The following is a 19,080-nucleotide window of genomic DNA, read 5'->3' as shown; positions in this document are numbered from 1 at the left end:
TGTGTTTTTTTGATTTAAACTTATTCATTTGTGGCTGTATTTGTAGCAGTATTTTCATCTTCAATGAGATCTATAGGCATTTTTTGTGCAACATCAATAATCCAATAAAATTGTGAGGTTTGTGAAATTTCATTTTTTATAGTTGCAATTTGATGTCCTTGACGCTCTTGAATGGAGGCAACTTCTCCTACATAAATATCAGGATAAAAAATAGAATCATAACCACTTGTGTAAATTTTCTCTCCTACCTCAATTTTTGCAAATAGAGGGATATAATCTACAACAAAACCTTTATTTAAATCGTATTTAGCAATTCCAGGTATTTTTTTCTCTCCTATGATGACGCTATAGCTACATTTTTCATCACCATTTAGATAGCCCATTAATCTATTATTGTCTAAAATGGCAATTCCTGCTACTTGGTTTTCTCCAACAAGCCCAAAAATAAAGTTTTCTTTATAGTTTTTGTGGTTTTTAAATTCAAGCCAAATCTTTTTGTAATCATTCATTTTTACATAGGAAATAGTGCGCACTAAATATGCATTATTTTGGCTTGCTTCAATAGGAGCTTGAAGGTTTGCAAGTAATTTTTTATACTCATCTTCTAAAGCAAGATAAGCGTGTTCTATTGTTTTTTTTTGTGCCACTTCAGCACTTAATTCTTTGATTTGTTGTGCTTGATTAAAGTGGCGTTCTAGGATATTAGAAATATTATTATTGAGATTTAAAAAACCAATTTTAATACCTTGCGTGATGTAGAGAACTTTAGAATGAAATTCTTTGGAAATCTGCGTAGAGATAAAAAATACAATAGATAAAAAGATAAACCAAAGAAAGATTTTTTTCATTCTCTACTCGTAAGTTAATTGTTGTAATACATCAATTTCTTCTAGGGCTTGTCCAGTTCCCTTTGCAACGCATAAAAGCGGTTCATTGCCAATATATACAGGAAGTTTTACAATATCAGAAAGATATTTATCCAATCCTCTAATGAGTGCTCCGCCTCCAGTTAGCACGATACCATTTTCTACAATATCGCCAGCTAAATCGGGTGGCATTTGCTCTAGCACATCTTTTAGCGCATTTGAAATTTCTTTTAAGGGTTCTTTCATGGCTTCTCTTACATCTTCGCTAGTAAGTTCAATAGTATTTAAAAGCCCGCTTACTTGATCGCGTCCTTTAACCTGCATATAAAGAGGCTCACTAAGGCTAATTGCAGAACCTATTTGTATTTTAATTTCTTCTCCAGTTCTCTCGCCAATTAGCAAGCTATATTTGCGTCTTACATAATCTACTACAGCATTATCTAATTTATCTCCAGCAGTTCTTAAGGATTTTGAGATAACTAAGCCGCCAAGAGAGATTACACCAATTTCGGTAGTTCCCCCTCCAATATCTACAACCAAACTTCCTTTAGGTTCTTTTACGGGAAGTCCTGCACCAATGGCAGCTGCCATAGGTTCTTCAATCAAAAATACTTCTCTAGCTCCTGCACTAATTGCAGATTCTCTAACTGCTTTTCTTTCAACTCCAGTTAATCCATAGGGAACACAAACGATAATTCTAGGACGCATTAGTGCTTTTCTTTTATGTGCTTTTTCAATAAAGTGGCGAATCATTTTCTCTGTCATATCAAAATCAGCAATCACACCATCTTTCATAGGACGCACCGCTTGAATACTTCCTGGGGTTTTACCTACCATTTCTTTAGCCTCTTGTCCTACGGCTAAAACCTTATTTTTCATAAACCTATCATTTTGTATGGCTACAACAGAGGGTTCATTGATAATAATCCCTTGTCCTTTAACTAATACAAGTGTGTTTGCAGTTCCTAAGTCAATTGCAATATCATGTGAAAACCAACCAATAACTTTATCTAATAGCATTTTTCCTCTCTTTTATATGGATTTAGGCAGTCTTTTTGCTTTTTTTGTTTTGTTTTTGTTTAAGCAAAATAGGCTTAGCTTTATTTTTAACAACATCTTTTGTGATGATTACCTCATAGCCTTTAAGTTCAGGTAATTCATACATAATATCTAACATAATTTCTTCTAAGATAGATCTTAGTCCTCTAGCTCCCGTTTTCCTTTGAATTGCAAGTTCTGCAATGGCTTCTAAGGACTCATCTTCAAAAGTTAATTGCACTTCATCAAGACTAAAGAGCTTTTGGTATTGTTTAGTAAGTGCATTTTTAGGTTTAATTAAAATATTTACCATTGCTTCTTTTGTAATTTCATCAAGTGTGGCAATCATATGTAATCTACCAATAAGCTCAGGAATTAGTCCATAGCTTACAAGATCATCAGGCTCTACTTCTTCTAATAGATTGTTTTTTAAATTTTCTTTATTTTCTTTTTTGTGGTTAAAGCCTAAAGTGTTATTTCCTTTGCGTCTTTGGATAATATCTTTTAGCCCATCAAATGCACCTCCACAGATAAATAAAATATCTTTAGTATCAATTTGGATAAAGTCTTGATTTGGGTGCTTTCTTCCGCCTTTTGGCGGGATATTTACAACGCTACCTTCAATGATTTTTAAAAGTGCTTGTTGCACGCCTTCACCAGAAACATCACGCGTAATAGAACGGTTTTCAGAAAGGCGAGAGATTTTATCAATCTCATCAATAAAAACAATACCTTTTTGTGCTTTTTGCACATCCCCATTTGCTTCTTGCAAAAGTCTTGTTAGGATATTTTCTACATCTTCTCCTACATATCCTGCTTCTGTCAAGCTTGTAGCATCACAAATTGCAATAGGGATATTTAGAAATCTTGCAAGAGTTTGTGCCATAAGGGTTTTACCACTTCCAGTGGGTCCTATCAGTAAAATATTGGATTTTGCAATTTCTGTATCATCATTATCGCTGTGATTTTGAGAAAATATCCTTTTGTAGTGATTATATACAGCTACACTAAAGACTTTTTTGGCTTTTTCTTGTTCAATAACATATTCATCTAATACCGCTTTTAGTTCTTTTGGTGGCAAAAGAGTAGTGGATTCTTCTAGCTCTTGTAAAGCTTCTAGTGCTTCATTGTGGAGTGCTTCCCCCTCGCTTTCTGCGAAAAGTAATTTATAAGAAGCAATCACACAATTTTTACAAATACAAACATTATTCCCCGCAATAAGAGGATTTTTGCGTGATTCTTTAGATTTACAAAAATTACATACGCGCTCACTCATGATTTTTCCTTATAAATGGGATCCCTCTTGTAGATTGGATAATAAAATTGCACATTTTGGCAACATTATCATCGCAATTTTGCTCTAGAATTTCTTGTGCAATTTCTTTAATAGGTTGGTTACCAAAGAATAATTTTTTATAGGCATTATGGATTTTATCAACTTCATGGTGTTCAAAATTTTTTCTTAGGCGATGGAGGTTTAAGCCTCTAATTACAGCACGATTTCCTTCTGCCATACAATAAGGTGGAATATCTTGTGCTAAAGCACTTGCACCTGCAATCATAGCATAATCACCCACTTTTACAAATTGATGGATAGGTGTTAAACCTCCAATATTAATATGGTTACCTAAGACAATATGTCCTCCTAAAGTTGCACCATTTGCTAAAATGCAGTGATCTCCTATGATGCAATCATGCGCAATATGCACATAAGCCATTAAAAGATTGTGATTGCCAATAATAGTTTTGCTTCCTCCACCCTCTGTGCCAGGGTTTATCATCGTAAATTCTCTAATTTTATTATGGTTGCCAAAAATAAGAAAATTTTCTTCTCCATGGAATTTCAAATCTTGAGGAATAGTGCCTAAAACTGCATTGGGAAAAACTTCATTATAATCACCTAAAGTTGTGTTTCCTGTAAGAGTAACATGGTTATAAATTGTGCAATTAGAGCCAATTTTTACATTTTTTCCAATAACGCTATAGGCGCCAATTTTTGTATTTTCACCAATAATAGCCCCTTCTTCTATGATAGCACTAGGAGCAATGATGGCAGATTTTGCAATACTCACTTAGAGTCCTTTTTATCAACTACCATAGCTTTTAAAACAGCTTGTGCTACGAGCTTTTCATCTACATAAGCATAGCCTTGTAAAACCCAAATTCCACCTTTTTGCTTGAGAGCTTCTAGCTTATAAACAAGTTTATCTCCAGGGGTTACAGGATTTCTGAATTTTGCCTCATCAATACTCATAAAATAAACAATTTTATCGCCATTATTAGAAGCATCTTCGCCAAACATACTTACAAAGGCTAAAACTCCTCCAGTTTGTGCCATACCCTCAATAATATAAACGCCTGGATAAACAGACTGGGTAGGGAAGTGTCCATTGAATACATCTTCATTGATTGTAATGTTTTTAAAGCCTTCAATACTTTCATTTTTGGTTAAAGAAGTGATTCTATCTACCAATAAAAGAGGATAGCGGTGCGGTAAAATTTCTTTAATTTTTTGAACATCGTATATCATTTTAAGGAATCCTAAAAAATAAAAATCTACTCTATTGTAGCATAAATAATATAAATTTTAAGCTATTTTGCCCTTATTGCATTGCAATTTCTGCAAAAAATTTTTAAAAAATATTGGACTTGCTTGTGTAGGTTAAAATGAAACTGCTTAGAGATTCATTTTGCCTGGATTTAGAATATTGTTAGGATCAAATGCTTTTTTGATACTCCTAAAAAGATCCATTTCTTCTTTGCTAAAAGCTAGCTCCATAAAAGGAGCTTTAGAAAGACCAATTCCATGTTCTCCGCTTAGCGTTCCACCAAGCTCTACAGTAATTTCAAAGATTTCTTTTATTGCAGCATGTCCTTTTTTGAGCTCTTCCTCATTAGAACCATCTACCATAACATTTGTATGCACATTCCCATCGCCTGTATGCCCAAAGCAAGGAATGACTACACCATATTTTTTAGAAACTTCATTAATTCTTTCTAAAAGTTCTGGAAGCTTTGAGCGTGGAACTGTAATATCCTCATTAAGCTTTTTGCTTCCATAAATGGTAATGCTAGGGCTTGCATTTTTTCTAGCAAACCACAAGTCTTGTGCCTCTTCTTTAGAATTTGCTTTGATGAAATTATTTGCACCATTTTCGTAAAATTTTTCTTCGATTTTTGAGATTTGATAGTCAATTTCTTCTTGCAAATTTCCATCAACTTCGGTAATTAAAATAGCACCTGCATCTTTTGGCAGTCCTTTTTTAAATTTTTCTTCTACGGCTCTAATGCTAAGATTGTCTAAAAATTCCATAGCAACAGGTGTAACACCACTTGACATAGTCTTATAAACTGCATTCATTGCAGATTGAATGCTTGGGAAAATTCCCATAGCACTTTGGGAAAGTTTGGGTTTGCTTAGAAGTTTTAGTGTGATTTCAGTAATGACTGCTAAAGTCCCTTCGCTCGCAATAAGAATACCTGCAATATTATATCCAGCAACATCTTTAATAGTCTTTTTTCCAGCACGAATAATTTCGCCATTAGGCAATACAGCACGCAGTGCCATTACAAAATCTTTAGTGATTCCATATTTTGCTGCTCTCATGCCTCCAGCATTCTCACTTACATTTCCTCCTAGAGTGGAGTAGTGCTCACTTGCAGGATCGGGTGGATAAAACAAGCCCACTGCTTCTACTGCTTTTTGGAGTTGCATATTGACAACACCAGGTTGGACGCGTGCTACCATATTTTCCATATCAATTTCCAAAATTTGGTTCATATGCTTTTCTAATGCTAAGACAACGCCTCCATTTACCGCTAATGCTCCTCCAGTAAATCCGCTTCCAGCACCACGCGGAATTACAGGAATTTTATGGGTATTACAGTATTTTAAAATTTTGCTCACTTCTTCTTCATTGTGTGGAAAAATAACGCATTCAGGATATTTTCTTTCTTTAGTTGCATCATAGCAGTAAGCACTTAAATGTGCTTTATCATTGAAGCAATCTTCTTTGCCGACAATTTGTGCTAAATCTTCAAAATTCTGCGTTGTCATTGCATAAACCTTTCAAATTCTAAAAATTTTCTTTAATCGTTTCTTTAAAGTATCTTGTGATTTTTCCAAAGAAAGTAGCATCTGAATCTTCAATTTCTCCTTTTAGAAGAGCTTGATAATAAAGATAATAGTCATTTACACTAATTCCACTCACAAGGTAGGTAAACCAATCTTGATTGGCATTACCTATGCGTGAATAAAAAGGACGCATACGATCTTTTGGAGCTACGCGTCCAGTAATGTAATCTTTTTTGATAAGACTAAAAGTTTGGCAATCTAGTGCTTGACCTTCATTGAGATTTACAATATAGACAACTCCAGCAGAATATTGAGAACAAATATTTCTAAAATCCCCCTTTACAGGTGCAAGATGTCCAATATCCATTAAGTAAGCAGCAAAAAGATCGGGGTGTAGCCAAGTAACTTCAGGGTAGGCAGATTGGATTTTATCATAAATTTCTTGATTAGGAGCAATTAAAAATGCACGATCATTAAAAGTTCTAAAAATTACTTCATCGTTTTTTTGAGGGGTTAAGAGGGGAATAGGGAAAGCGTCTTGATTTAGTCCTTGATAAGCCTCAAAAGCAACTTTGGCTCTCCCATCTTTAACTTCAATAACAGCAGCTCTTGCAACAATTCCAGAATGTTCTTTGTCAAACCAACGGATAATTTCACCACTTTCGCCCACTTTTAAATCAAATGCAGGCACATAGGCAAAATTTGGATTTTGCGAATCTATTTCAATAATAGGCACAGCAAGTCTATTGCCAAAAGGTGTGCTAAATCCTAAAGAAAAATAAGCACATACTAAAAACATGATAAAAAATAATCGCTTCATTATCGCCCTTAAAACAATTAAAATTTCACGATTATAGATTATTTTTGCTTAAAACTTACAAGATTATTTGGTAAATATTTGTAAGATACTTTTCAAAAATAAAAAGAGGGCTTTTATTGAATTAACAGCTAAATATTGCTAATTTTTAACAAATTTAAGATGTGGATTTGTGAATTTCTATAAAGAGAGAATATGGAATTTTTGGAGAATGCTTTGATTTGTGGTATAGATGAGGCTGGAAGAGGATCATTGGCAGGTTCTATGTTTATGTGTGGAGTGGTATTGGGCGATGATTTCCCGCAAGATTTAAAAAAAGAATTAAGAGATTCCAAAAAACTTTCACAAAATAAGAGGGATATTTTAGCACCTCTTATTAAAAAATATGCAAACTATCATCTTGTAGAAAAGAGTGCTATTTTAATTGATGAGAGGGGTTTGAGTTGGTGTATTAAGAGTGCGTTAGAAGAGATTTTAGAAAAAGTGTGTGCAGACATTTATCTTTTTGATGGAAATTCTACTTTTGGTGTGAAAAATTTACAAACTTTAATCAAAGGAGATGATAAAGTATCTGCTATTAGTGCTGCTAGCATTTTAGCAAAAAATGCAAAGGATATACAGATGCAAGAACTTGATAAACTTTATCCCAAATACCACTTCTCCAAAAATAAAGGATATGGCTCAAAAGCTCATATTTCTGCTATTTTGGAATATGGAATGTGTGAAGAACATCGTAAAACTTACAAGATAAAATCCCTTATACAACCCTCTTTGTTTTAGAGATTTTATTTTTTTGAACTAAGTTATAATATGACAAAATTTTAAAAATATTTCTCATTATCAATATTTTTTGTTATAATAGTGATAACAATTTTTATTTATTTCAAGGAATGGACAAATATGGAATTTTTAAAAGAGAGTATTGATTATGCAATTTTTGGCATTTTGGGATTAATGGGTTTTATAGCGTTATGGTTTAGCATTGAACGCGTTTTGTTTTTTTCTAAGGTTAATTTTAAGGATTATGCTACACAAGAAGCTTTTGAAGATGCGATTACAAAAAACCTCACTACGCTTTATATAATCTATTCTAATGCACCTTATGTTGGGCTTTTGGGAACAGTTATTGGGATTATGATTACTTTTTATGAAATGGGACTTAGTGGTTCTATTGACACTAAAGGTATTATGACAGGATTATCCCTAGCATTAAAGGCTACTGCACTTGGTTTGGCAGTTGCAATTCCTACTTTAATTGCATACAATGGGCTTTATAGAAAAATCACTCTCTTAAGCAATCGCTATAAAGCAGAGGTAAAAAATGGTTAAAATCCCTAAAAATGAATCTTTAAATATTGTCCCTTTTATTGATATTATGTTGGTGTTACTTGCCATAGTTTTAAGTATTTCTACCTTTATAGCACAAGGGAAAATACAAATAGAGCTACCAGAGGCAAGTTCGGCACAGCAACAAAAAGATGAAAAAAAGGTGCAAATTTTAATTAGCAAAGAAGATAAAATCTATCTTGAAGATAAAGAAATTTCACTAGAAGGACTAAAAGAGCAATTAAGCACAATTGATCCTAAGACGCTTGTGGAATTAAAAAGCGATAAAGATGCTAGATTTGAAATTTTTATACAAATTATTGATATTTTAAAAGGAAATTCTCATGAGAACTTCAGCATTGCAACCAAAAAACAATAGCACAGAAATTTCTTTTTTGCTTACATGTGGTATATATTTTGGGATTTTTATGATGGTGTTTTTAGCACAAAAACATTTTATACCTAAAGATGTTGGTTTGCAGACAACTACTCTTGCTATTTCTCTTAAGCAGTTTAGTGAAATAAAACAAACGCAAGCTTCCAAACAAGAGATGGTAAAACCGCAACCTATCAAAGAAAAACCTATTATCAAACCTATTGCAAAACCTATAGAAAAAAAGCCTGTTTCTAAAGTAATATCTACTAAAAAACCCATACAAGCTCCTAAGCAACAGCAAGTAACACAGCAAAATCTTCCTACAAATCAAAATGCACTTAACCAAAGTCAAGAAAGCAGTTCTGTGCTAACTTTTGGAAAAAATAATGATCCTTTTTTAATAGCAATTAAACAGGCTATTGATGCAAATTTAGATTATCCAAGAAAAGCTAGAATGATGAGGGCTGTTGGGACTGTTTTGGTAGAATTTAGGCTTTTAGGTGGTGGTGGAGTGGAAAATATCCGTGTAATTAAAGGTTCAACACATGCGATTTTAGATAATTCTTCTATTAAAACTATTAAAAAAGCTTCACAATCTTTTCCGACACCTAAAAAAGATGTAGTAATAAGAATTCCTATTGAATATAATTTAAGACAAGGGTAGGGAATAAAATAGTATTTGCAATTTTCTAAGTTTATGTTAGTAAGGGAGATATGTTCCTTGCTAGCATAATAGAAGAATAGAATGATAGGTTTATACTTAGGGGGAATTTTGTTAAATCTAGATAAAATTGCAAAATTTATGCTAAGCTTTAATGAATTTTGCGGGAGTGTTGTGCTGATTTTACAACTTTTTATTGATAGGTGTATAAGCTGTGTCTTATGCAAATGCTAGAGCTTGCAAAGTCTGCAAGAATATTAGCAGGATTAGTCAAAGCTATATAGTCTTTTGGTTAGTATCCTGCTTTCTAGAAAAGAATTTTTAGATTATTAAAGTAAATGCTATTTTAAAATCTTTTTAGAAAATCATTAAAAAGTTTTTTATAATAAGTTTATCAAAAAACAATAGTAGGTTCTTGCTTGTGGCTTTATAAAGTAAAATGATTTGTTTAAAGTAAAAACTTAATAAAATATTAAAGCCTAATAAACTTAATAGTTTGGAGAAATTATTTTTGATTTAAGGATCGTGATAGTTTTAAGTTTAGTAAGCTTTTTAATTTGAGGTTTGATAGGTTATTTGATACTTTTAAGGAAATAAGTAAATATAAAGAGTTTCCAAAAGGAATGCAAAAATTAATATATTGAAAATTTTTAGAATATAGAAATATAAGACTTTTAAAAATAATAAGAAAGTAAAATGATTTTAGAATATATAAAAGTCAATATTAAAAATTATGATGATTTAAAAAAGAGAAACAAACAATAAGAAATTCAATGAAAGCAAAATTTAGAAATTATTAATAGAAATTAGCATATTTAAAGCATATGGTGGTAGATTATCTAGTTTTTTTAGTTTTTCTTTTGAAGTAGATTAATTTAAAATAACCTTTAAAGAGTTATTAACTTTAACAAAGTCCTCTTGTATATTTATTTTTTGGATATTTTAGATTTTTGTATAAGTTTTTATATGCACTTGTGGTTTATAATCGTAAGACTTATTGCATTGAGCTCTATAAATATTAAAATCATTCTATATTGGTTTGTATTGGGTTAATATTTCTTGTTTTATATTTTTTAATACTTTTATATTTTTTAGAGTTTTATAATATTGCACACTATTTATCTAAAGAGCAAGTAAAATACTCTTATAATAACTCGTTTAATAGTTAGCTTGCTTATATTTTATATTTTTAATTATTTCTTTTTTTGTTTTTAATTAGTTTAGGGGCTTATTTTTTTCGTATTTTTAGGTTTTTTATTGGGTTTAAAATTGTATAAATAAGTAAAATTTTGTATAAAATTAATTGATATAATCTATTATATGAATTTGTGTAGGAAACATTAGAGGGTTGTGGAAAATCTATAAGATAAAAGTATTATTAGGATAGTAGTTTTTATTGCTATATATTTTAAGAGTTTTTGTGTTTTGTCTTTATTTTTAATCGGATAAACCATTCTAATTTTTATTGGTTGTGTATAATTTGTTGTCTAAATTATAGAATTAAAGAATTAAATAGTGGGAGGATTAAAATAAAAATATTAAGTTAGTTATTATTTTAATTTTGAAAGGTTGTGAAACTTTATAATCGTAAATATCATTGGTATAGATATTTAAAGAGTGTTTTATATGCTTTTAAAATCTTAAGTTTGTTTGTAGATTTTAATAATATTTATTAAATTTCTAAAAAGATTTATTTTAAATGCTAATTATTGTTTGTAGTAAATATGGCATAATAGCTAATGGAATTTTTAGATTATGCAAGAAGTTAAGTAAATTAAGTTTTTAGGATTAATATCAAAAGAAATAAAAATTATGTGGCAGAGAGGAAGGGATTCGAACCCTCGAAGGCTTGCACCTTACACGCGTTCCAGGCGTGCTCCTTCAACCACTCGGACACCTCTCTATAAAATCAGTAAAATTGAAAGTGCGAATTTTATCATCTTAAAGATTAAAAGAAGTTTTTAAATCCCTAAAAGGGATTTAAATTATTTTACATTTGCCATTTTGCGTCTTAGATAAGCAATTTTGCTTTGTAATGGTAGATTTTTAGGACATACATCATGGCAAGCAAGCAAACTCATACAACCAAACACGCCATTATCATCACCCACTAGCTCATAATAATCCTCATCGCTTCTTTCATCATGAGGATCTAGCATAAATCTTACTACTCTATTTAATCCAGCGGCACCTACAAAGTCTTCACGCATTAGTTTAGTTCCGCATGAAGCAATACAGCAACCACACTCAATACATCTATCAAGTTCAAAAACTTCTTGTGCTACTTTAGGTTCTACGCGTTCTTCAATTTGACTCATATGCTCTTCGCTTTTTTCTTGAGCATGAATCCAGCTCTCTACCCTTTTGCTCATACCATTAAACCAATTTCCAGTATCTACGGATAAGTCTTTAATTAGCTTAAATGCAGGAAGTGGCATAAGTGTGATAATTCCATCAGGAAAATCTTTTGTTAAGGTTCTACATGCAAGGCGAGGGCGACCATTTATCATCATACCACAACTTCCACAGATACCAGCACGGCATACAAAGTCAAAAGAAAGATCTGAATCATATTGTTCTCTAATCATATTAAGAACAATAAAGATTGTCATAGAATGTGCTTCTTTTAGTTTGTATTCTTTGAAATGAGGTTTAGAAACCGCACTATTTGGATCAAACTTTAAAACTCTAATGGTTAGTTCTCTTCCGCTATTTTCTACTGCTCCACTCATTGTTTATCTCCTATTCTCTCATTTTTAGCTTTGTATTGAGGCTGTAAAGTAAATGGCATTAATGCCTCTTGAATCTCATATCTGTCTTTACCTTGTGCTTCCATTTCACTTCTTATTCTATCAATCTCCTCTTGTCTTTTTAGACTTTCAGGATTTTCAATAATCATACCCTTAGCACCATATCCACGGAATGCAGGTGCAATTTCCATTGTGGAAATATCTAGTGGTTCATAAGTTAGCGTAGGAAGTGTTTGGTTTGGATCTTCCCAAGAAGCTAGAGTTCTCTTTAACCAATTTACATCGTCTCTTTTTGGGTAGTCTTCACGGCTATGAGCACCTCTTGATTCTGTTCTATCCAATGCACCTTTTGCAACACATAATGCAATTTTTAGCATTTTTGGCACACGATAGGCTTCTTCAAGTTCTGGATTTGCTGAAAGTCTTTTTGTTTGGATGCTAATATTTTTAGATTTAATATAAAGTTGTTCTAGCTCATCTACCGCTTCTTTTAAGTGTGGTCCATCGCGGAAGATTCCAACTTTATCGCCCATAATTTCTTTCATTCTGTTTTTGATTTCAAAAACATTTTCATTGCCATTGTTTTCTAAAATGCTATTGAGATAATTTTGTTCTTTTTGTAAAAATTCTTCTACAAGCTTAGTTTCAATATCTGCATAGGCATTTTGGCAAGATTCAGCAAAATAATCCCCAATAATCATACCACTAACTACAGCTTCTGACACAGAATTTCCACCTAAGCGGTTAAATCCATGTAAATCCCAACAAGCAGCTTCACCTGCAGAGAATAGTCCTTTTAGTGCAGTCTCACCTCTATAATCGGTTCTAATTCCACCCATTGAGTAGTGCTGCATTGGTTTAACGGGAGCCCATTTTTCTGCTGGATCAATTCCTGCAAAACATTCACAAATCTCTTGCACATCTCTTAGGTTTGTTTCAATGTGTTTTCTACCTAAAATTGAAATATCAAGCCACAAATGTTCTCCATATACAGATTTTACGCCTTTGCCTTCTCTAATTCTTTCAATCATTCTACGAGAAACAACATCTCTACTTGCTAATTCTTTCTTCTCTGGTTCTTTATCTGGCATAAAGCGGTATCCATCTACATCTCTTAAAATACCACCATCACCTCTACAACCTTCAGTAAGCAAGATTCCACTTGGGAAGAGTGCTGTTGGGTGGAATTGAACTGCTTCCATATTTCCTAGCTTTGCTATACCTGTTTCAAGTGCGATTGCAGTTCCAATACCTTCACAAATTACAGCATTTGTAGTGTCTTTATAGATTCTTCCATATCCACCTGTTGCTATAAGAGTTCCTTTGGCTACATAAGCAATAAGCTCTCCTGTGATTAAATCTCTTACGATAGCTCCATAGCATTTACCTTCTTTGTGAATAATTGCAATTGCCTCTTTTCTATCATGAATATCTACACCATGCTTTAGTGCTTCATTTGCCACTGCAAAAAGCATTGTATGTCCAGTAGCATCTGCTGTGTAGCAGGTTCTCCATTTTTTTGTTCCACCAAAATCTCTTGAATGGATTAAGCCATGTCTAAAATCTTCTTCAGTAATTGTTGTTTTTTGAGCATTGATAACTGCTGTTCTATCACCTTTTTGAATTCTAGTCCAAGGCACACCCCAAGCTGCAAGTTGTCTAATTGCTTTTGGGGCAGTGGTTACAAACATTCTAGCAACTTTTTGATCACAACCCCAATCGCTTCCTTTAACAGTATCTGCAAAGTGTAAATCCTCATTATCTCCATCACTCATTTTTGAGTTTCCTAAAGATGCTTGCATACCACCTTGAGCTGCCGCAGAGTGGCTTCTTTTAACTGGGATTAAACTTAAAACAATTGTGCTAAGACCTTTTTCTTGACAGGCAACTGCTGCTCTAAGTCCTGCTAAACCTCCACCAATAACCAATGAATCACAATAAACTATTTTCATCCTTCACACTCCTTATAAACTTTTTCCAAGAGCAATCCAAGTAAAATCAGCGATAAATGCAATCACACCAAGAACGATAAAGATTGTAAAAACAGCGATTTTTACATTGCGTCTTTTAATATTACTTTGTGCAGTTGTGGGAGCTTCAAGAGGAACCCATTTGATAATTACGCGGTATAATCCAACACTAGCATGTAAAACCATTACAACAAGCAAAAATAAATAAAACTCTGCTAAATTGCCTTGCACAAAACGAGTAGCTGAAGTGATTGCATTAATGTTTGTGGAAGCAAAAAGAATGGTAAAAAGATGTGCACTTCCCATAAAGAAAAGAATAAAACCAGTAATAAATTGCACCCACCAAAGAGTGGTATCACAATGTTTCATAAGATTTTTATGGGTTTTAAAAATCATTAATTGTTGGAAGTTTGCTGGGAATTTTCTCATAGCTAAAAATGCATGTGCAACAAAGAAAATACCAATCACAGCAACAACAATCGTTGTAATCCAAGGAATACCATGCCCACCAAAGATAAATGAGCCTTCAGAAAATGCAACTACTGCATTAAACGCATCTTCTCCAAAAAGTATAGAAGAAGTAAAACACATATGGAAAAGTATAAAAATAGCTAAAACTACACCTGTAATACTTTGCCATTTATCCCATCTTGCTGGATTTCTTCTTTTTTTTCTTTCAGAAGTTACTTTTAAATAACTTTGAATCACTACTTCATCATTTTGCATAAAACCCTCCTAAAGTAGAATAAAATATGAGTGCAAGAATGCACAACGCCAATCCGTTTAATTTTCATTGATAAATTATAAGATAAAATTTATAAAATTATTTTAAATATCTTTCAATAAAAATTAAAACTAAGAAAATTTCTATGGATATTTCTTTTTAAAGATAGAATAAAGTATAATCCTCTACCAATTATCTCTTACTTAAAGAAGAGTGTATTTTTAAATTATGTAAGAAAGGAAAGTAAATATGTTTCCATTTAGTGATACAGAGTTAGAAAAGCCCGTAAAGATGGTTTTGGATAAAGTTCGCCCAACTCTTATTTTAGATGGTGGGAATGTTACTTTGATTAAAATAGAAAATGCAAAGGTTTATGTGAGATTAGAAGGGGCTTGTAAGGGCTGTCCTAGTAGCTCTATTACTTTAAAGCAAGGGATTGAAAGAGAACTAAAAATACAGATTCATCCTGATATTGAGGTTGTGAATGTCCCATAATTTAGAGCTTTATTTAAGTTTTAAACAGCAAGCAAAAGAAGCTTTTACAAATCGCAATTATCATAAGGCTTTGCAATATTTTTCCTTTGCTTTTTCAGAGTTTATGGAAAAAAGTTTTACGCAAAATTTTCTTTCTAAAAATTCTATAAAAGTTCCGAAATTTACACACTTTAGCACAAAACCTTTAAAAAATGAAATCAAAAATCCACTTTTTAAGGCTGAGAATTTTCCAACTCTTAAGGAAATAGAGCTTGAAAAGATTTTAATGTATAGTAAATTAGCAGATATGGCTTTAATACATGAAGATGAGGCAAGAGCACTTTTTGATTATTATCAAAGTTTAAAAAGTAAAGGGATAAATGCTATTAGACAAATTGTTTCTATGATTGAAAATTTTGATACAAGTGTGTATGAGCTTAATTTTGTGCTTGAGAATTTTCAAAATCACCAAATTGAGCAAAATGACGGTGTGATGTATGAGGATTTTACACGCTTTGTAGAGCAAGTAGGATTTAAAGAAGCTTTTACAAACTTGATGTTTAGTTCTAAAATTATTATCACAAGTAAAAGAGAGTTTTTAAAATTTATGCAAGATTTGCTAAAAAATGGTTTTAGTGAGGTGGCATTAAACTATTTTGAAAGTGCAGGAAATTCTATCTTTTATGATAAGGATTTTGTGAATCTTTATAAGATGATTTTACAAAAGAGTGGAAAATGAAAATACAAATCAAAAATGCAAAAGAATTTAGTTTTATTAGCGATAATTCTAAAGATTGTTCTAAAGATTGTGCGTTTTTAATCACACAATCTTCACAAAAATATTTAGAAGATGCTAAAGAAAAGGGATTTAAGTATTTTTTAACCCCACAAGATTTGAAAAAATATTTAGACTTGGATTTAAAAGTTGTCGGGATTACTGGGACAAATGGTAAAACTACAACAGCAGCTATGATTTATTCTATTCTTTTGGATATGGGTTATAAAGTGGGTTTGCTTGGCACAAGAGGTTTTTTTATTAACGAAGAGCAAAGAAGAGAAAAGGGGCTTACAACCCCCTCTCTTTTAGAGATTTATACTGCAATACATGAAGCCAAAAGTGAGGGTTGTGAATATTTTGTGATGGAGGTTAGTTCGCATTCTATTGTGCAAGAACGCATTTTTGGGATAGATTTTGCTTTAAGGATACTTACAAATATTACAAGTGATCATTTAGATTATCATAAAACCTTACAAAATTACAGAGATGTAAAGAATTCTTTTTTTGCTAATGCGCTGGATTTAAAGCTTGTAAATAAAGATGAAGAAAACGCACGCTATGCTTTGCAAAATTGTATCACTTATAGTATTGAAAATCCTGCAACTTTAAGTGTGAAAGCCTATAGCTTAAAAAATGGCATTACTGCACAAATCTCTTATGGTAAAGAAGAAGCACTTTTGGATTTAAATCTTTTTGGCAAACATAATCTTTATAATGCACTAGCAGCAGTTGCGGCAGTGAAGATTTTAGAAAATGCACCTTTAGAGGAAATTTCTAAGCATTTAGAAAATTTTGGTGGGGTTTTAGGAAGAATGCAAATTGTAAATCAAAAGCCACTTATTATTGTAGATTTTGCACATACACATGATGGAATGGAGCAGATTTTTCAATCCTTTGCTTACCAAAAAATAGCAGTTGTTTTTGGGGCAGGAGGAGATAGAGATAGGAGCAAACGCCCTAAAATGGGATTTGTTGCTGCAAAATATGCAAATAAAATTTATATCACAAGTGATAATCCAAGAAGTGAAGAGCCACAAAGCATTATTGATGAAATTTTACTTGGAATCCCACAAGAACTAAAAGAAAAAAAAGAAATTTTTATAGAAGTGGATAGGAGAGAAGCAATTAAAAAAGCAATTTTAGATTTAAAAGAAGATGAGGTATTGCTCGTGCTTGGAAAAGGTGATGAGCATTATCAAATTCTTAAAGAAGAAACTTTGCATTTTGATGATGTGGAAGAAATACAAAAGGTTTTAGAAAATTTAAAATAATTTTTACTATAATATTTTATAATAATTATTATGGAGGGTTAATTGCAAAAGTTTTTGTTGGCTGCGGTTGTGTTATTCTCATATATATATGCAAAAGATAATTATGTTTTTGATGCACAAAGAATTAAAAAAGTGTTTTGTGGTTGGGAACTTACCAAAGAAGAGATTGATAAAAATCATTTTTTAAAAGTTTATAATAAACAAAAAGATATTTATATAGATATTTCTGATTATGAAAAAGGAGATACTCCAAAAATAGCAGAGAAAAGATTTTATCAACAATCTCTAAAGGAAAAATATCAGTTTATAAGAAAAAATGAAGAAAGCAAAGAGATTCTAGGGCAAATTTCTAATGAATTTGCAAGAAATTATAGGAGAGAGTTAGTAAGAAAAAATCAATTGTTTTTTGATAAAGTAAAAATGTCAATAGTGAGCTCTAATGGAACAAGTAAAGATTATTTGGAAACATTAGAATTAATAAAAGAAGCAATTACTCCTAATGCTCCCATAAAGAAAAGGCAATGTTTGGGAGAGTTAAAATATTATAAACTTGAAGATTTTTTTGATATTAAAGAGTTAGAGAAGAATATTAAGCAAATTTCATCTACGGGTAAGTTTGAAAAGGTTAGAGAAGCGGTTTATGAAAGCACAACATTAATGGACGAATACGCTTATTTGCTAGATAAAGGTGGAAAATTACAAAGAGGAATTGCACTTATAAATAATAAAAATTTTTCCAAAGAAGTAATTGCTAAGCAATGGGAAAAGTCGGTTATGTTAAATAATATTCAAGATCAAAATGAGTTAAAACCAAAATATTTAGGAGAAGATAAACTTTCAGAAAAATATTTTGGGGTATCCGCACAAACGCATGCTCTCACAGGCTATAAACAAATGGGAGCAATGGCTTATCAAAGTGTAATTATTACAGATAACTACACAATAGTTTTGCATTATTATATGCTTCAGGGTAATAAAGAAGCTATGCAAAGAGATTATGAAAATCTTTTGCAGGCTGTGTATTTATCGCTAAAGACTTAACCAAGGATAGTTTAAAAGGGGACTTAAAGATTAAAATCACCATAATGTTTTATGGGAATAGCAGTTAGTTGTGGGAATTTTTTATGCATTGTATAAATAGCACAACATTCTTCTTTTTGGGCGCAAAAATATTGCAGATAATCTTCAAAATCTCCTTTATTATGTATAAAATAATTACTTGCTTCATAGATGACAAAGCTTCCAAAAGAAGCAATTTTAAATTTCTCATTTAAAATAATTTCTTTCATAAATAGTATAAAATTTTCTAATTTATTATCTTTTAAAATATAGGCTATGGTTGAGAGCATATCTTTAGAGAACTATTTGGATTTTATTAGAAATTAAAAAATGAAATAACTCTCTAGCTTGCAAATGACAAGCTCTATTTTTATCAAAAAAATCAATAAAAATATTTGTATCTAAAAAGACTTTTTTCATATTTTTCCTTCTTGAATATCTTTTTTTAGAGCTTTTTGCTTCATTTCTTTGGCAGTTTTTGTGGGGTGGAAAGAGCCAGTTAGCGAACCTGCAAATTTATCTATAAAGTTTTTTGCTCCATTGTCGGTTTCTTTTACTTCTTCTAAATTACCAATTTTAACTATTATACTTTTATTAATAAAATCACTTTCATTAGCAATTTCTCGCCTAAATGTTTTGCTACTTTTGTAGGGATTATTACCCATAATATTTGGATTTATAAAGTAGGAATCTATGAGAGTCTGATTGACATTTTTGAATAATTGTCTTTTTTGTAATTCTCGCAAAGCATTATAGATAGAGGCTTGATTTAAATTAATTTGAGATTGAAAAAAAGAAATGAGATTTTCATTGTATTGCAAAATATTTTTGTCGTTTAAATTTTGCATAATGACAAACAATATTTTTTTGCAATTTTAGATAATCCATCAACACA

Annotated in this window: 19 protein-coding genes, 1 tRNA gene and 1 pseudogene; 8 read left to right on the top strand and 13 right to left on the bottom strand. The window is 31.6% G+C overall.

Translation table 11 applies throughout. From position 1 onward, the window contains the following. Window positions 1-20 precede the first annotated feature (20 nt). The 7 genes from mreC to B6S12_RS03780 form a co-directional block, all read right to left on the bottom strand. Entirely contained in the window at window positions 21-848 is an 828-nt protein-coding gene (gene mreC / locus B6S12_RS03810; RefSeq protein WP_111229486.1) for a rod shape-determining protein MreC, read from the bottom strand. A 3-nt stretch (window positions 849-851) separates the two neighbouring features. Further along, a complete protein-coding gene (locus B6S12_RS03805; RefSeq protein ID WP_111229485.1) occupies window positions 852-1,886 on the bottom strand; it encodes a rod shape-determining protein in 1,035 nt (344 codons plus the stop codon). 22 nt (window positions 1,887-1,908) lie between these two features. Beyond that, window positions 1,909-3,180, bottom strand: a complete 1,272-nt coding sequence (gene clpX / locus B6S12_RS03800; protein WP_111229484.1) for an ATP-dependent Clp protease ATP-binding subunit ClpX — start codon at window positions 3,178-3,180, stop codon at window positions 1,909-1,911. Next, window positions 3,173-3,976, bottom strand: coding sequence for an acyl-ACP--UDP-N-acetylglucosamine O-acyltransferase (gene lpxA / locus B6S12_RS03795; RefSeq protein WP_111229483.1), 804 nt, complete (start codon window positions 3,974-3,976; stop codon window positions 3,173-3,175). Before lpxA ends, clpX begins: the two co-directional genes overlap by 8 nt. Continuing rightward, on the bottom strand, window positions 3,973-4,434 hold the full coding sequence (gene fabZ / locus B6S12_RS03790) for a 3-hydroxyacyl-ACP dehydratase FabZ (protein ID WP_111229482.1): 462 nt from the start codon (window positions 4,432-4,434) through the stop codon (window positions 3,973-3,975). The genes lpxA and fabZ overlap by 4 nt, the downstream gene beginning before the upstream one ends. 147 nt (window positions 4,435-4,581) lie before the next feature. After that, window positions 4,582-5,961, bottom strand: a complete 1,380-nt coding sequence (gene glcD / locus B6S12_RS03785; protein WP_111229481.1) for a glycolate oxidase subunit GlcD — start codon at window positions 5,959-5,961, stop codon at window positions 4,582-4,584. A gap of 19 nt (window positions 5,962-5,980) precedes the next feature. Further along, on the bottom strand, window positions 5,981-6,799 hold the full coding sequence (locus B6S12_RS03780) for a plasminogen-binding N-terminal domain-containing protein (protein WP_111229480.1): 819 nt from the start codon (window positions 6,797-6,799) through the stop codon (window positions 5,981-5,983). A gap of 192 nt (window positions 6,800-6,991) precedes the next feature. Between B6S12_RS03780 and B6S12_RS03775 the strand changes: the two genes are divergently transcribed. The 4 genes from B6S12_RS03775 to B6S12_RS03760 all read left to right on the top strand — a co-directional run bounded on the left by B6S12_RS03775 (window position 6,992) and on the right by B6S12_RS03760 (window position 9,162). Then, window positions 6,992-7,576, top strand: coding sequence for a ribonuclease HII (locus tag B6S12_RS03775; RefSeq protein WP_425454653.1), 585 nt, complete (start codon window positions 6,992-6,994; stop codon window positions 7,574-7,576). Window positions 7,577-7,696: 120 nt separating this feature from the next. Beyond that, window positions 7,697-8,125, top strand: a complete 429-nt coding sequence (gene exbB / locus B6S12_RS03770; RefSeq protein WP_111229479.1) for a TonB-system energizer ExbB — start codon at window positions 7,697-7,699, stop codon at window positions 8,123-8,125. Continuing rightward, complete coding sequence (exbD, locus tag B6S12_RS03765; protein ID WP_111229478.1) at window positions 8,118-8,501, top strand: TonB system transport protein ExbD; 384 nt, start codon at window positions 8,118-8,120, stop codon at window positions 8,499-8,501. The genes exbB and exbD overlap by 8 nt, the downstream gene beginning before the upstream one ends. Beyond that, window positions 8,467-9,162, top strand: a complete 696-nt coding sequence (locus tag B6S12_RS03760; RefSeq protein WP_111229477.1) for a TonB family protein — start codon at window positions 8,467-8,469, stop codon at window positions 9,160-9,162. Before exbD ends, B6S12_RS03760 begins: the two co-directional genes overlap by 35 nt. Before the next feature lie 1,812 nt (window positions 9,163-10,974). On the opposite strand, the gene B6S12_RS03755 is transcribed toward B6S12_RS03760, so the two are convergent. From B6S12_RS03755 to B6S12_RS03740, 4 genes are all read right to left on the bottom strand, one after another. Continuing rightward, window positions 10,975-11,062: transfer RNA gene (locus B6S12_RS03755), tRNA-Ser, on the bottom strand. Between the two features lie 82 nt (window positions 11,063-11,144). Beyond that, window positions 11,145-11,891, bottom strand: a complete 747-nt coding sequence (locus tag B6S12_RS03750) for a fumarate reductase iron-sulfur subunit (RefSeq protein WP_111229476.1) — start codon at window positions 11,889-11,891, stop codon at window positions 11,145-11,147. Further along, the gene (locus B6S12_RS03745; RefSeq protein ID WP_111229475.1) at window positions 11,888-13,861 is read right to left on the bottom strand and encodes a fumarate reductase flavoprotein subunit; all 1,974 of its coding nucleotides are present in this window, start codon (window positions 13,859-13,861) and stop codon (window positions 11,888-11,890) included. The genes B6S12_RS03750 and B6S12_RS03745 overlap by 4 nt, the downstream gene beginning before the upstream one ends. 12 nt (window positions 13,862-13,873) lie before the next feature. After that, window positions 13,874-14,605 (bottom strand): fumarate reductase cytochrome b subunit, encoded by a 732-nt coding sequence (locus tag B6S12_RS03740; RefSeq protein WP_111229474.1) that lies wholly within the window; start codon window positions 14,603-14,605, stop codon window positions 13,874-13,876. 247 nt (window positions 14,606-14,852) lie between these two features. Between B6S12_RS03740 and B6S12_RS03735 the strand changes: the two genes are divergently transcribed. From B6S12_RS03735 to B6S12_RS03720, 4 genes are read left to right on the top strand one after another with little or no spacing between them, the layout of a single operon-like run. Next, window positions 14,853-15,098 (top strand): NifU family protein, encoded by a 246-nt coding sequence (locus tag B6S12_RS03735; protein ID WP_111229473.1) that lies wholly within the window; start codon window positions 14,853-14,855, stop codon window positions 15,096-15,098. Next, window positions 15,088-15,816 carry a hypothetical protein gene (locus tag B6S12_RS03730; RefSeq protein ID WP_111229472.1) on the top strand — a complete coding sequence of 243 codons (729 nt, stop codon included), beginning with the start codon at window positions 15,088-15,090 and terminating at the stop codon, window positions 15,814-15,816. Before B6S12_RS03735 ends, B6S12_RS03730 begins: the two co-directional genes overlap by 11 nt. Further along, the gene (locus B6S12_RS03725) at window positions 15,813-17,126 is read left to right on the top strand and encodes a UDP-N-acetylmuramoyl-L-alanyl-D-glutamate--2,6-diaminopimelate ligase (RefSeq protein ID WP_111229471.1); all 1,314 of its coding nucleotides are present in this window, start codon (window positions 15,813-15,815) and stop codon (window positions 17,124-17,126) included. Before B6S12_RS03730 ends, B6S12_RS03725 begins: the two co-directional genes overlap by 4 nt. Before the next feature lie 42 nt (window positions 17,127-17,168). Further along, complete coding sequence (locus B6S12_RS03720; protein WP_111229470.1) at window positions 17,169-18,167, top strand: hypothetical protein; 999 nt, start codon at window positions 17,169-17,171, stop codon at window positions 18,165-18,167. Window positions 18,168-18,190: 23 nt separating this feature from the next. Here B6S12_RS03720 and B6S12_RS03715 read toward each other — a convergent pair. Both B6S12_RS03715 and B6S12_RS03710 read right to left on the bottom strand, forming a co-directional pair. Continuing rightward, window positions 18,191-18,605: pseudogene (locus B6S12_RS03715) on the bottom strand (type II toxin-antitoxin system VapC family toxin). After that, window positions 18,602-19,033 carry a hypothetical protein gene (locus tag B6S12_RS03710; protein WP_111229469.1) on the bottom strand — a complete coding sequence of 144 codons (432 nt, stop codon included), beginning with the start codon at window positions 19,031-19,033 and terminating at the stop codon, window positions 18,602-18,604. The pseudogene B6S12_RS03715 and the gene B6S12_RS03710 overlap by 4 nt, the downstream one beginning before the upstream one ends. Window positions 19,034-19,080: the final 47 nt, after the last annotated feature.

This window comes from Helicobacter valdiviensis (assembly GCF_003245365.1).
Classification (GTDB): Bacteria; Campylobacterota; Campylobacteria; order Campylobacterales; family Helicobacteraceae; genus Helicobacter_D; species Helicobacter_D valdiviensis.
Note: the sequence above shows the minus strand (reverse complement) of the source record. Positions and strands in the feature narration are given on the sequence as shown.

Excerpts from the sequence above, each read along its gene's own strand:
- mreC (WP_111229486.1), bottom strand. The coding sequence starts at position 848 with ATGAAAAAAATCTTTCTTTGGTTTATCTTTTTATCTATTGTATTTTTT.
- B6S12_RS03805 (WP_111229485.1), bottom strand. The coding sequence starts at position 1,886 with ATGCTATTAGATAAAGTTATTGGTTGGTTTTCACATGATATTGCAATT.
- clpX (WP_111229484.1), bottom strand. The coding sequence starts at position 3,180 with ATGAGTGAGCGCGTATGTAATTTTTGTAAATCTAAAGAATCACGCAAA.
- fabZ (WP_111229482.1), bottom strand. The coding sequence starts at position 4,434 with ATGATATACGATGTTCAAAAAATTAAAGAAATTTTACCGCACCGCTAT.
- glcD (WP_111229481.1), bottom strand. The coding sequence starts at position 5,961 with ATGACAACGCAGAATTTTGAAGATTTAGCACAAATTGTCGGCAAAGAA.
- B6S12_RS03780 (WP_111229480.1), bottom strand. The coding sequence starts at position 6,799 with ATGAAGCGATTATTTTTTATCATGTTTTTAGTATGTGCTTATTTTTCT.
- B6S12_RS03775 (WP_425454653.1), top strand. The coding sequence starts at position 6,992 with ATGGAATTTTTGGAGAATGCTTTGATTTGTGGTATAGATGAGGCTGGA.
- exbB (WP_111229479.1), top strand. The coding sequence starts at position 7,697 with ATGGAATTTTTAAAAGAGAGTATTGATTATGCAATTTTTGGCATTTTG.
- exbD (WP_111229478.1), top strand. The coding sequence starts at position 8,118 with ATGGTTAAAATCCCTAAAAATGAATCTTTAAATATTGTCCCTTTTATT.
- B6S12_RS03760 (WP_111229477.1), top strand. The coding sequence starts at position 8,467 with ATGAGAACTTCAGCATTGCAACCAAAAAACAATAGCACAGAAATTTCT.
- B6S12_RS03750 (WP_111229476.1), bottom strand. The coding sequence starts at position 11,891 with ATGAGTGGAGCAGTAGAAAATAGCGGAAGAGAACTAACCATTAGAGTT.
- B6S12_RS03745 (WP_111229475.1), bottom strand. The coding sequence starts at position 13,861 with ATGAAAATAGTTTATTGTGATTCATTGGTTATTGGTGGAGGTTTAGCA.
- B6S12_RS03740 (WP_111229474.1), bottom strand. The coding sequence starts at position 14,605 with ATGCAAAATGATGAAGTAGTGATTCAAAGTTATTTAAAAGTAACTTCT.
- B6S12_RS03735 (WP_111229473.1), top strand. The coding sequence starts at position 14,853 with ATGTTTCCATTTAGTGATACAGAGTTAGAAAAGCCCGTAAAGATGGTT.
- B6S12_RS03730 (WP_111229472.1), top strand. The coding sequence starts at position 15,088 with ATGTCCCATAATTTAGAGCTTTATTTAAGTTTTAAACAGCAAGCAAAA.
- B6S12_RS03725 (WP_111229471.1), top strand. The coding sequence starts at position 15,813 with ATGAAAATACAAATCAAAAATGCAAAAGAATTTAGTTTTATTAGCGAT.
- B6S12_RS03710 (WP_111229469.1), bottom strand. The coding sequence starts at position 19,033 with ATGCAAAATTTAAACGACAAAAATATTTTGCAATACAATGAAAATCTC.